At 45.2% G+C, this 12,967-nt stretch carries 11 protein-coding genes and 1 pseudogene; 9 read left to right on the top strand and 3 right to left on the bottom strand.

Annotated elements, in window-relative coordinates; all coding sequences use genetic code 11:
* Window positions 1-353: 353 nt before the first annotated feature.
* Genes VGD82_RS05065 through VGD82_RS05050 form a run of 4 tightly spaced genes read left to right on the top strand, consistent with a single transcriptional unit; the run spans window position 354 to window position 3,239 of the window.
* Window positions 354-1,247, top strand: a complete 894-nt coding sequence (locus VGD82_RS05065; RefSeq protein WP_331019368.1) for an ABC transporter ATP-binding protein — start codon at window positions 354-356, stop codon at window positions 1,245-1,247.
* A gap of 39 nt (window positions 1,248-1,286) precedes the next feature.
* Complete coding sequence (locus tag VGD82_RS05060; RefSeq protein ID WP_331019367.1) at window positions 1,287-2,093, top strand: energy transducer TonB; 807 nt, start codon at window positions 1,287-1,289, stop codon at window positions 2,091-2,093.
* A 13-nt stretch (window positions 2,094-2,106) separates the two neighbouring features.
* Window positions 2,107-2,832 carry a MotA/TolQ/ExbB proton channel family protein gene (locus VGD82_RS05055; RefSeq protein ID WP_331019366.1) on the top strand — a complete coding sequence of 242 codons (726 nt, stop codon included), beginning with the start codon at window positions 2,107-2,109 and terminating at the stop codon, window positions 2,830-2,832.
* Entirely contained in the window at window positions 2,832-3,239 is a 408-nt protein-coding gene (locus tag VGD82_RS05050) for a biopolymer transporter ExbD (RefSeq protein ID WP_331019365.1), read from the top strand. The genes VGD82_RS05055 and VGD82_RS05050 overlap by 1 nt, the downstream gene beginning before the upstream one ends.
* A gap of 78 nt (window positions 3,240-3,317) precedes the next feature.
* Here the strand turns inward: VGD82_RS05050 and VGD82_RS05045 are convergent, their stop codons facing one another.
* Together VGD82_RS05045 and VGD82_RS05040 are read right to left on the bottom strand one after the other, a co-directional pair.
* A complete protein-coding gene (locus VGD82_RS05045; protein ID WP_331019364.1) occupies window positions 3,318-3,866 on the bottom strand; it encodes an NAD(P)H-dependent oxidoreductase in 549 nt (182 codons plus the stop codon).
* 179 nt (window positions 3,867-4,045) lie between these two features.
* Entirely contained in the window at window positions 4,046-5,164 is a 1,119-nt protein-coding gene (locus tag VGD82_RS05040; protein ID WP_331019363.1) for a sigma-54 dependent transcriptional regulator, read from the bottom strand.
* Window positions 5,165-5,572: 408 nt separating this feature from the next.
* Here VGD82_RS05040 and VGD82_RS05035 point away from each other — a divergent pair, with 408 nt between their 5' ends.
* From VGD82_RS05035 to VGD82_RS05020, 4 genes are all read left to right on the top strand, one after another.
* Window positions 5,573-6,052, top strand: coding sequence for a MarR family transcriptional regulator (locus VGD82_RS05035; RefSeq protein ID WP_331019362.1), 480 nt, complete (start codon window positions 5,573-5,575; stop codon window positions 6,050-6,052).
* A gap of 53 nt (window positions 6,053-6,105) precedes the next feature.
* Window positions 6,106-7,125 (top strand): catalase family peroxidase, encoded by a 1,020-nt coding sequence (locus VGD82_RS05030; RefSeq protein WP_331019454.1) that lies wholly within the window; start codon window positions 6,106-6,108, stop codon window positions 7,123-7,125.
* Between the two features lie 278 nt (window positions 7,126-7,403).
* Window positions 7,404-9,728, top strand: coding sequence for an ATP-binding protein (locus VGD82_RS05025; protein ID WP_331019361.1), 2,325 nt, complete (start codon window positions 7,404-7,406; stop codon window positions 9,726-9,728).
* Between the two features lie 14 nt (window positions 9,729-9,742).
* Complete coding sequence (locus VGD82_RS05020) at window positions 9,743-10,933, top strand: EAL domain-containing response regulator (RefSeq protein WP_331019360.1); 1,191 nt, start codon at window positions 9,743-9,745, stop codon at window positions 10,931-10,933.
* A gap of 91 nt (window positions 10,934-11,024) precedes the next feature.
* Here the strand turns inward: VGD82_RS05020 and VGD82_RS05015 are convergent, their stop codons facing one another.
* Complete coding sequence (locus VGD82_RS05015; RefSeq protein WP_331019359.1) at window positions 11,025-12,368, bottom strand: sensor domain-containing diguanylate cyclase; 1,344 nt, start codon at window positions 12,366-12,368, stop codon at window positions 11,025-11,027.
* A gap of 353 nt (window positions 12,369-12,721) precedes the next feature.
* Here VGD82_RS05015 and VGD82_RS05010 point away from each other — a divergent pair.
* Window positions 12,722-12,967 (top strand): annotated as a pseudogene (locus tag VGD82_RS05010) (hydrolase); the annotation flags it as partial.

Raw genomic sequence — 12,967 nt, 5'->3', positions numbered from 1 at the left:
ATTGAGCACGCTTCATGCCAACAAACAAAATGCATACAAATCAACTTGTTACGCAACATAAACTTAATTTATTAGCCAATCTGCTGATTAAGCCGCAGCCCACTTGTGGCAGCAGCAACAGCTCTGTTGCCTAGGCAACAGCCGCAGCATGCACACGGCAGCATATGCACATGCTGCTAATTCAACAGCAAGCACATAACGGCTGTTGTTTAAGCAACAAACTTTCTACTTAAAAAATAGAGAAAATAAATTAACACCATGTTTATAAACATAAATTTATGTTGGCATGGCGCTTGCAGTATAGATTCAGAGCCACTTGTGGCAATTGTTTATCGGTATGGAGAATTTAAGGCATGACAACATATAACGTGGCTATAGACTTTAGCAAAAGCGCTACACCTTTTAACAAGGTGAATATAGCAACAGATTCCCCTGCAGAGCTTCACCCCAATAAAAATCTGGTCGGCGTAGAAACCAATAAAACGACGAATGAAGAATCGCTACTGATTCAGGACGTAGTAAAAAGTTACCAATTACAAAATACGACGTTAAAAGTGCTGGATGGCATTAACCTTGAAATTATCCCGGGTGAGTTTCTATCTATCGTCGGCACCAGTGGTTGCGGCAAATCTACTTTGCTCAGGTTAATCGCAGGGCTGGATACTCAGTACGCAGGGTCTATTATCTATCAGGGTAATTTGGTGACCGGAACCGACCTTAGCCGTGGCATTGTGTTTCAGGAGCATCGCTTGTTCCCGTGGATGACCGTGGAAGAAAATATCGACCTGGCTTTTTCCGCCACCGATGTGCCTAGCCATGAGCGCAAACTGCGTGTGCAGCAGCAGATTAACGTGGTTGGTTTGACTGGGTTTGAAAAAGCCTACCCGCACCAGATTTCTGGCGGTATGTCACAGCGTGTCGCCATTGCCAGAGCCCTGGTATTAAAACCAAAGCTATTGCTGCTGGATGAACCATTTGGCGCACTGGACGCGCTGACCAGACTAAAGCTACAGCAAGAGCTGCAACGCCTGTGGGAGCAAGAAGGCCTCACCACCATCTTAGTCACGCACGATGTTGAAGAGGCAGTGTTTTTGGGTGACCGTATTGTGGTCATGGAGTCTCACCCAGGCCGCATCAAGCGCATTGTGCCGGTTCCACTGCCTCGTCCGCGCGACCGCTCTTCGTATTTATTTCAAAGTATCAAGACGGATGTGATGTCTGACTTCTCAATGGCGGGGGTTGAGTAATGCTGGTTGCAAATCATCACACCTGGCAGAGGGATTAATATGTCTACATTAACCAGATCTTCAGTCGCATTTGCCAGTGTTGGTATAGAGGCACCCGCGGCCTACGACACTGAAACGGTGACCTATCCGTACCGTACCGCATACGACTTTAAACCAGACACTGCGATTGAGCATACCGCCATCAATAAAAGTCACTTGTTTGCATTAGGCGCATTGGCGGCGCTCTTGCATGGCGCGGCTGTGATTGCTTATTTGAACTACCCGGCAACACCGGCAGTGCCGCAGCCTAAAGTGAATAAGGTGGAAATTGAGTTTATCAAACCCAAACCACCTGAAGTAATAGAGCCGCCTAAACCGCCACCTCCGCCACCCAAGGTGGTGAAATCGGTAACGCCACAAGCAGAGAAACCTGCGCCGGCGCTACGCACAGCAGTGGCTCAGGACAACGTGCCAGCCGATGCAATCACGATTCCAGAAAACCGTCAGGCACCGGTCACTGCGGCACCAGTAGTTGCTGCGCCACCGGCACCAGAAGCACCGCCGGTAAAAGTGGAAGAACCGATCACCGAGGCCACGGGTAACGCGGCTTATTTAAATAACCCACCGCCAGATTATCCAGCGTTTGCACAGCGCCAAGGCTGGGAAGGCAAAGTTCTGCTGCGCGTGCATGTGCTGGCAAACGGTAAGCCGGACAAAGTGGAAATAAAACAATCCAGCGGTCGCAAGACCTTGGATGAATCGGCAACCAATGCCGTAAGAAACTGGACCTTCATTCCATCCAAACGTGGCGGCACCGCCATTGATGGCTGGGCGACTGTCCCTATTGAATTCAAACTAGCTAAATAAAGGTAATATTACTATGTATAATTTTTCTGACACTTCTACCTCCATTGTTGTACAAGCCGTGCTGCTAACGCTGATTGCAGGGTCTTTTGTCACTTGGACTTTAATCTTGGCCAAATCTTTACAGGTATGGTTAATCCGTAAGCAAAATGTTAAGTACAGAGCGGCATTCTGGAGCGCGCGTAACTTCCAATCAGCCGCTGATCTTAAAGACCACAATGGCCCGGCCTACCGGGTCGCCACTGTAGGTTTTAATGTATTAAAAGATATTGATTCCAACACCGCCAATGATTTACAGCACTTTGGCGATAGACAAGATGTATTAGAGCGCGCATTACGCCAGCAAATCCAGAAGGAGCGCGTCACCAGAGAGAGCGGCCTAGTGGTGCTTGCCAGCATCGGCAGCACTGCACCGTTCGTTGGTCTGTTTGGCACGGTTTGGGGCATCATGCATGCGCTGTCTGCTATCGGCAAAACTGGCTCTGCCAGCTTGGATGTAGTGGCTGGTCCGATTGGTGAGGCTTTGATTGCAACTGCAGTAGGTATCGCGGTAGCGGTACCAGCGGTATTGGCTTATAACTTCTTTTTACGCAGATTAAAAACCAGCAGCAATAATCTGGATGACTTTGCAGAAGACTTGATTACTCTGTCACGCAAGGCAACGTTCAGAAAAAATACTGACGCAACCGCTAACCAAGGCGAAAAAGCCGTGGTGCACAACCTGAAAGGAGCGGTAGCATAATGGCCTTTTCCTCCCAAAGCGATGGGGATGACGTATTAAGCGAGATTAACGTCACCCCTTTAGTAGATGTAATGTTGGTGCTACTGGTGGTATTTATTGTGACTGCCCCACTGCTCAATAATGCAATCACCGTTAACTTACCTAAAGCCAGCGCAACCAAACTAGCAGACTCCAGCACTCCGGTCACTATTAGCGTGAATGCAGAAGGCAATGTTTACATTGATAAGCAGGCGGTGGCACTGGCGGCACTAGAGCCTGAGTTGAAATCAAGGTACAACAGCAACCCAGAGCAGTCCTATCATTTGAACTCAGACGAGTCTGTTAAATATGGCTCAGTGGCAAAAGTGATGGCGGCAATTGAGCGCTCTGGCATCACCAAGCTTGCGGTTATTACACAAGCAAACTAAAACTATCAATAATAAAAAACCAAAGTAAAAAGCCCATGCAGAAATGCATGGGCTTTTTTATGTTTACTACTGTTTAATTTAAGCAGCTAATGCCTGAGCAGCTTTATTTTCTAGCAAATTAAGCGCCTGGTTAACCGCGGTGTTAACGCGTGCTTCAATCGCCTCGCTATGTAAACGGTAATCAATAAATTCATTATCACGCGCATAAATAGCGGTAGGTGCTGTGGTCACGCCAAAAAAGCTAACCAATGGTCTTAGTTGATACTCCAACACCAAAGCATGCTGGTCGGTGCCGCCAGTAGCTGCCAACACACCAACCTTACCCACCAGCAACTTAGGATCCAGCAAATCAAAAAAGTGTTTCAATAAACCGGTATAGGATGCTTTGTACACAGGCGTGCCGATAATAATTAAATCAGCCTCGGCTATTGCCGCATACGCATCAAACAACACTTTAGGGAAATCATTATAAGTAACGGTACTGCCTAGCTCGGGGGCAAACTGTGCAATATCAATCAGAGTATGTTTGGCATGCACTTTCTGCGTTACGTTGTTAAGAATATTTTCTACCAATGCCTTGGTACGGGATGGCGCGCTAAGGCTGCCTGAGATAGCAACAACTTTCATTTTTTAATCCTTTGCGAATAATGCGTCAATTAAGTAAAACGTACCCATTAACATCAGCACGATTCATGCCTGCAATTAAGGGCTAAAAATGGCGTTTTTGCCTGAATTTATGGTTAAAAAAAAACACCCCTGCTTCTTATCAAACAGGGGTGTTGCGTAGTGAACAACATGATTGCTAATTATTGAATCACGCCAAACTGCTTTAATAGCGTGCGTAAGATGTTTCTACTAATGCCAAGCACTCTGGCGGTTTGCACCTGATTTTGGCGGCAATATGTATAAGCAGACAACACTAACTTGCGATTAACCGTTTCATATAAGTGCTCAGGCTCGGATTGAATAATCTCATTGAGCGCTTTATCTAATGTGCACGCCTCATTACTTGCATAATGAAAAGCGTTATCAGCCGCCGCACCAGATGATGCGCCTGACGCCAACTGGATTGCCGGTAAATTTAAATCGCGCGGGCGCAGCTCATTACCGTCACTCACCAATAATGCACGGTGAATCACATTTTCAAGCTCACGAATATTGCCTGGCCAAGGGTAGTCATGCAGTAGCTTGATGGTTTCCGGCGCTAAAATCGGCTGTTTGGTATGCAGGCGATTTTTGTAGATGGACAGAAAATGCTCGGCTAACGGCAAAATATCACCAACTCTATTACGCAAAGGTGCAATCTGAATTGGCACCACATTAATGCGGTAATACAAATCTTCCCTGAAGCGGCCGGCTTTTACTGCATCTTCCAAATTGACATTGGTGGCTGCCACTAGGCGCACATCAATAGGCGTGGCTTTTCTGGAACCTACACGCACAATCTCACGCTGCTGAATCACGCGCAATAATTTAACTTGTGTGGATAGCGGTAAATCACCAATCTCATCTAGGAACAAGGTCCCGCCATTGGCACTTTCAAACCAGCCTTGCTTGCTGGAGACTGCACCAGTAAACGAGCCTTTCTCGTGCCCAAACAGCTCACTTTCCACTAAGGACTCAGAAAATGCACCGCAATTAATCGCTGCAAATGGCCCGTGTTTACGTGGGCTTAATGCGTGCAAATGGCGCGCTACTAGTTCCTTGCCGGTACCGGTCTCGCCCATAATAAAAGCAGTCACATCACTAGGGGCAACCCGTTCAATCAATGATAGCAACTTGCAAGACTCTGGGTCTTCAAACACCAAAGCACTCGCCCTGATTGAAAGGCTAACCTGATTGAGATTTTTAAAGGTGATGACGGGCGGGCCGCTTCTTGCCTTATATTCGGCTTCACCATACTCGTTAAATTCTATATGCCCCATAAAGTACCCCTAATGCAATTCAGGCTGGATAATATAACGGCATATATATAACTTTTAATATTTAAAACTTATATATTAAAAACTAATAATTATAATAAAAGGCTGATCTGTTTACCCAAGCCACGCTCAGGCAATATTCTCTTGTTGCCTATCCACACTAATTTTTTATTGCAACAAAGCGTAAAGTAATTCTAGCGGATGCGGCAATATTGCCGCCTGATGCTACAAATTAAGCGATGCGCAAGTTGTATTGAGATTAATAATTGAGTATAGATTAAGATTTTTGCTAATAACAAGCACGAACAACTTCTATATTTAATACCACTTAATCCAGTAAAAACTCAAGATTGCATTTTTACTTACAACAATTATATTGCACACAATTTAATTGTGAAGTATTATAAATCCATGAACGATACTACAACACCTAATGAAAGTATTTCAGCAACCAAAGTGCTGAATGTAGATTTACAACTTTGCTTTGCGCTCTACTCAGCATCATTGAGTATGACCAAGACATATAAACCTTTGCTATCAAAGCTAAAGCTGACTTATCCCCAATATTTAGTGTTATTGGTGTTGTGGGAAAAAGACGGTATGACGGTCAATAACATCAGCGAACGATTATTTTCCGACTCTGGCACCTTAACACCCTTACTTAAACGCTTAGAGAAGCTAGGCATGGTTCAACGCCAGCGTGCTCGTGAAGATGAACGCAAAGTGATTATCACGCTCACAGAAGCTGGAAAGCTACTGCAAACGCAGGCGACTGATGTACATACTCAAATTGCATGTAGTACTGGCTGTACCATCAACGAACTGCAAGCGTTAAATAATCAGCTTATTTTGCTTAGAACCAATTTGATTAAGAATTTAAATCCCCTTTAACTGAAGTACTTTTATTTAACGTGCCAACCACTTTTTATACTTAGGACAATATGATGAAAACAAAAAATACCTTGATTAAAAGTTTTGCCCTCACGGCCCTAGTTTTAAACATTGCTAACGCTTATGCAGAGGATGCACCCATAGCTGAAAGCGATAAACCCGTCGTTGAGCAAATTGTGAACACACTCACCAAGTTATCAGGCGGCCCATACAAAGGTTATCGCGCCAACCACGCCAAGGGCATAGTGGTACAAGGTGAGTTTGTACCAGCCAAATCTGCGGCCAGCCTCAGTAGTGCTGCGCACTTGCAGGCAAAAGCCAGCCCTGTCACCGTGCGTTTCTCCGATGCTACCGGCTTGCCAACGATTCCGGATGCCGATGGCAACTCGTTTCCTAAAGGTATCGCCATCCGCTTTCAGCTAGCGGATGCTACTTATACAGATATTGTGAGCATTTCTACCAATGGCTTTCCGGCAGCTACACCTGAAGACTTTTTAGGCCTGCTCAACGCAATTGCAACGAGTGGCCCGAGCGCTGCCAAACCAACACCGATTGAGCAATTCTTAGGCTCGCACCCTGCTGCGCTAAGTTTCGTACAAATGCCTAAACCCGCGCCTGTGAGCTTTGCCACAGAGGCCTTTTATGGTGTAAACGCATTTAAATTTACCAACGCTCAAGGTGTAACCCAGTATGGTCGCTACCGCATTACCCCAATCAACGGTACTGAATTCTTAAGCAAAGAACAAACTGCCAATGCCGCGCCTAATTATTTAATAGATGAGTTGCCAGCACGCTTGAGCAAAGCGCCTGCTAAGTTCAAAATTTCAGTGCAATTGGCGGATAAAAATGATGCAGTAAATGACCCTACAGTAGTGTGGCCAGAGACAAGAAAGCAAGTTGAACTAGGCACGCTTACCCTTAAAAATGTGGATGCAAATGGTGTCGCCTTTGAGAAAGCAACGATGTTCAACCCACTTAACTTAGTGGATGGCATCGCAGCATCTGATGACCCGATATTACTAGCGCGTCCTGCTGCTTATGCAGTGAGCTATGGCAGACGCCTAGGCCAGTAATTAGCCCAATAATATTGCACTAACACTGAGGGTTTGCTTATCTACTAAGTTAAACCCTCAGTGACACCACCTTGTATCTGCATCAAGAACAACACCATCAAAAATTCATTACCTATTGATTTATAAGTATTAACTGTGCAACCCACCTTTGCATTAATTGTCATTTGCATTTCTTGTTATAAACACTCATAATCAATCCGACATCTAAAAAAAATAATAAGGAACCCTATGTTAAATTGGGCGGCCGTTGTTATTAATACTGAGATTTATCAACTGCAATGAGTCAGCGCAGTCTAAATAGTCTGCCTCTGATTTTGGCAATGCTACCGCCTTGCCTTGCTTTCTTCGTACAATGGGAATATGGAAATGACGTGCAGCCGTTTGCATGGTTTCTGTTTTATCCCGCAGTTTTTCTGAGCGCATGGCTAGGTGGCTTGCGCGGCGGATTACTCGCCACCTTCACTTCTGTAGTCATCGTCTGGTGGTTTTTCATTCCACCGGTATTTTCATTCAAACTGCAAAGCCCATTCTCGCTAATTTCTATCGGCGTATTTACATTAATGGGGGTTGTTTTCAGTATAGTGCTGGGCCGCCAGCGCAAATTTATCCAAGAAGTTGAACAAGCAAACGCGTCTTTGCTATATAGCGAAGAGCGCTATCGCATGTTATTTAACTCGATGGATGAAGGCTTCTGCGTGATAGAGATGCTTTATGACGCGGAGGGGAAGCCAATTGATTACCGTTTTTTAGAAATAAATCACGCTTTCGAAAACCAAACAGGATTAAAACAAGCTTTAGGCAAGACCATTCGTGAAATGGTGCCTGATCACGATAGTTATTGGTTTGAAATTTATGGAAAAGTAGCATTCACGGGCGAAGCCATTCGTTTTGAAAACCGTGCAAATGCAATGAACCGGCATTACGATGTATTTGCGTCGCGCATCGGGGGAGATGACAGCAAGCAAGTCGGCATTGTGTTTAAAGATATTACTGCGCGCAAGCTCAGCGAGCAGGCGCTCGTTTCTGCCAAAGAGCAGGCAGAACTGGCGAATCGCGCCAAAGACTCCTTCCTCGCCACCATGAGCCATGAAATACGCACACCACTCACCGGTATGTTGGGCATGTTGGAAGTGCTGTCATTAACCCCCTTAGACCATGAGCAGAACGAAACCCTGCAAGCGGCCTGGGATTCTGGCAGAAGCTTGTTACGCATTGTGAGCGACATTCTGGACTGGTCAAAAATCGAAGCCGGCAAACTAGAGCTTTCACCTAGCGTCACACACATTAAGCAGTTATTGCAAGAAGTAGACAACACCTACTCAAGGGTGGCCAGTGCCAAAAGCCTGATGATTGCGCAGCACACCGACCCACGGCTAAGTAGCGCACATATGGTGGACCCGCTACGTCTGTCACAGGTATTAAATAACTTTGTGAGCAACGCGATTAAATTTACCGAGCATGGCGGCATTGAAATTCGTGCCGAGTTGGTTAGCCAACTTGATGGCAGCGAAACCATACGCTTCTCGGTAAAAGATACCGGTATAGGCATGAGTAAAGAGGTGCAGCAGCACCTATTCCAGCGCTATCGGCAGGAAAGCGCAGATACTGCGCGCATGTATGGCGGCACTGGTTTGGGCTTGGCCATCTGTCGCCGTCTGGCAGAGATGATGGGCGGTAAAATTGAGCTAGAGAGTGAGCTAGGTCATGGCTCTACTTTCAGCCTTACCTTAACGCTACCTGTTTCTAGCGCACTCGCGGAGACCGTACATAGTCAGCACCCAGAGGTAGCAAGAAGGAGCGTGCAACCCTTATTTGAATATAACAACCAAGCGCCACTTATCCTAGCGGTAGATGACCACCCCATCAACCGCAACCTGCTGGCACGCCAGCTAAAATTACTGGGCTTGCGTTCTAAAACTGCTGAGAATGGCCAATTGGCTCTCGCAATGTGGCGCGACGGTGGTTTTAACATGATCATTACTGACTGCCATATGCCGGAAATGGATGGCTATGTACTCACACAAACCATACGCAAAATTGAGGCAGAAGATGCCAGGCCACACACACCTATCGTTGCCTGGACAGCCAATGCACTCGCCGAAGAAAACGAACGCTGCAAACTCGCGGGCATGGATGATTTATTAGTGAAGCCCGCTAATTTGATGCAATTGAAAGAGGTTCTCATTAAGTGGCTAAACATCGCAGTAAGTGCGGACACGCATGGCGAAACTGAAGCACCTGCTGTAACCAGCCCCAGCAACAGCCCAATCGACTTTGAAATATTGAAAGAAGTCGTGCCAGATAGTGTTGAGCATGCTCAAGTACTAGCCGACTTTCTGAGCTATATTCGTGGTGACAACCCTAAGCTTATTCAAGCATTGGAGCAAGGCGAACAAGAAGATGCACAGCGCATGGCACATCGCCTTAAAGGCTCTAGCCGCATGGTAGGCGCAACCCAACTCACCAAAATATATACCTTTATAGAACTGGCAGCAAAAAGCAACGAACTGGGCAACCTCCAGCCCATGATCTTTGCATTAAATGACGCTATACAGCAGTTTGAAACATGTCTACTTGCAATAAAAACCCCAAAAACAAAATAATAAGTGGAAAAATCATGCAAACAAAAGAGCTCAATATTTTAGTTGTTGAAGACGATGATTTTCAGCGTCAAATGCTCATTAACATGCTACGCACACTAGGGGTAGACTCCATCCACGATGCAGAAAATGGCCAGCTCGCTATTGAAATGGTGCGTGGAAATAGTGAAAAACTGGTAGATATTATTATCTGCGACTTGAACATGCCGGAGATGGACGGCTTGGAGTTTTTGCGTCATTTAAGCCAAGAGCGTCACAATGTTTCTATTATCCTGATGAGCGCACTCGGCGGCAGGCTGCTCGGCTCGGCGGCGCGCATGGCAAAAATGTATGGCATAAAACTATTGGGCGCCATTGAAAAACCCGTGGCACTGGTTCAGCTCAGAAGCATGCTGCATAAATATGAGCGCTCAGAAAATAAATGGCTAGAAGCCGCAAATATTGCAGATGGTTTTATGCTTAAAGATATTCTGCAAGGCATCGAAGCCGATGAGTTTGAGCCATTCTTTCAACCTAAGATAGATTTAGCCACCGATCAATTAGTAGGCGCGGAGGTATTAGCACGCTGGAATCACCCAACTTTCGGCTTGGTTTGCCCTCATGGCTTTATCCCGCAGCTTGAGCAAAGTAATAATATTGAAGGCTTAACATTTATGATGCTGGAAAAAGCATCCATGGCCTTGCGCGATTTTCACGATAGAGGTCATAGCTTTAACCTATCCGTCAATATTTCTCTGGCATCACTGGATGACACTACGTTTGCCGACAAGATTACACGTATCGTCCGAGAAGTCGGGCTTGAGCCTAACCATATTATTTTAGAAATCACCGAGACTGCAGCAATGTCCTACGCGGCACATGCACTGGAGAATCTAACGCGTTTATGCATGAAAGGGTTCACGCTATCTATCGACGATTACGGCACCGGCTACTCCACCATGCAGCAATTAACAAGAATTGCATTTAGTGAGCTGAAGATTGATCAGTCGTTCGTCACCGATTTATCTGACTGCGAGGCAATGCGCATCGTGGTGGAATCCAGCATAGAAATGGCGCACAAACTACAGGTTAAAAGTGTGGCCGAAGGCGTAGAAACGCAGAAAGACTGGAATACGCTCAAAAGCCTGGGTTGCGATACCGCACAGGGTTTCTTTATAGCCAAACCCATGAATCTGGCTTCATTTGTGGATTTTGTGCATAACAATTAGGCGATTGAAAATTTAGATGAACCTGTTGCTTTGCTCTAACTGTTGCAGGCTCTGCATCGTTAGTACGCTTATACTGCAAGCAAAATCACAGCTACTTCTGATAAAAATTAAAGCGGTTACGGCCTTGCGCTTTAGAGTCATATAAAGCGATATCCGCCTCTTTCAACAGCTCTTTAATGCTCACAGGGTGCTCTGGGTCGTAAACCGAAATCCCTATGCTTAAATGAATGGTGATTTCTTTATCCAATACTAGCCATGGGCTGGCAAACACCTCTGTCAACTTATGTGCAATAGCATGTACATTGTCTAAAACTTTAAATTCCTTCAGCAGTACAATGAATTCATCGCCGCCTACTCGGCTCACGGTATCGGTATCACGCAACGTGGCTTTAATGCCATTTGCCACAGTTTTAATCACCTCATCCCCAAAATCATGGCCGTAAGTATCGTTAATTTTTTTGAAGTAATCGATATCGATGATTAGGATTGCCATCATCTTGTGTAAGCGGTTACAGGACTGATAGGCAACATCCATACGATCTTGTAACAACCTACGGTTTGGCAGGTGAGTCAGACTATCCAGCATGGCTTGTTCAGATAGCCTGCGCATTGCGTGGATCATCCGGTAAACCATTACCCCACATAGCAAACTGAATAAAAACCCAACAATCTGGTAAACAAGCAATTGATTGGTAAATGTGTTGGTATGGTTTTTAATCGCCCATTCCCATTTGCCGTTTGGCACGATACTGGTCTGCTTATAGGTGTTTTTATCTGTAAACAGCTGCGGATCACCATAAAAGACTTTTTTATTGTCATGAGTTCGGATGGCAAATTGATGATTTTTGGGCGTATTTTTGAATGCTGCATCTAAAAAGTCATCGGTATTGATGACAGTAGACATGATTCCCCAATACTGATCATCCAGATATATGGGGTAGCGATAAACAAACCCCCTGCCGCCTTGTATTAAGTCTACAGGTCCATCAAACACACCTTGGCGGGTATCCACAGCCTGCTTTACCTTGGGCCATTGCTGAGGGATATCGCGGAAATCCTTACCAATTACTTTTAAATTATTAGCCTCAGGGTACACATAAGTAATTTTGTAACCGACGGCCACACCCAGATTACGGACATGCTTGGAACGCTGCCATAAGTCTTTAAGTATGAACTGGATTTTCTCCGGACGCAGGTCATCCCTATAGGCAGAGATAAAACTGGCCATGCCATTGGAAATAAATAAAAGTGAATTTAATTCGCGGTCAACCTCGGTCCAAAGCAGGTTGCCATAAACAGACGACTTCAATGCTTCGTCTGCTTGCAACTTCTGTTTTTGCAAATGAAGGAAATGATTAAGAAAAAGAAACACCACTAGCACAGTGATCACAGCGGCTGCGAGGCACTTAAGATTCCATCTCTGATTGGTACTCATAAATTTCATCTGTATCAATGGCTTATATTAGCTGTGACATTAGCAACAACGGCGCGCAACTTACTCTTTACTGCTGAAAAGCTTGCACCTAAGGCTAGGCTCAAATTTTATTGGGGATGTTATCAACATAGTAGCACTACTAAAGAATTGTTGCCTGCTTCCGCCCCAAGCGGCCTGCACAAATGTAAGTTACAAATTACACCAATAGTGTTACCACGAGCCATTGTTCAATTAAATAAAAAGTAATTTACTATTTAACCATCTAGTGTGCAATTAATCATCTCCGTATAGTGGGAACCGTTCCAGCAACAAACGAATTAACTAACTAACACACTATAAAAAAGGAAATGAAAATGAACAAACCATACGTACGTCTAGACCGTGATAACGCAGTAGTTTTATTAGTAGATCACCAAGCAGGCCTGTTATCTTTAGTGCGCGATATCGAGCCAGACCGCTTCAAGAACAATGTGTTGGCATTAGCAGATGCAGCTAAGTACTTTAAGTTGCCAACGATCTTAACTACTAGCTTTGAGAATGGCCCGAACGGTCCTTTGATGCCAGAGTTGAAAGAGATGTTCCCAGATGCACCATTCATT

It is taken from the genome of Methylotenera sp., assembly GCF_036401095.1.
GTDB lineage: Bacteria > Pseudomonadota > Gammaproteobacteria > Burkholderiales > Methylophilaceae > Methylotenera.
This window is presented reverse-complemented; position numbering and strand designations above follow the sequence as displayed.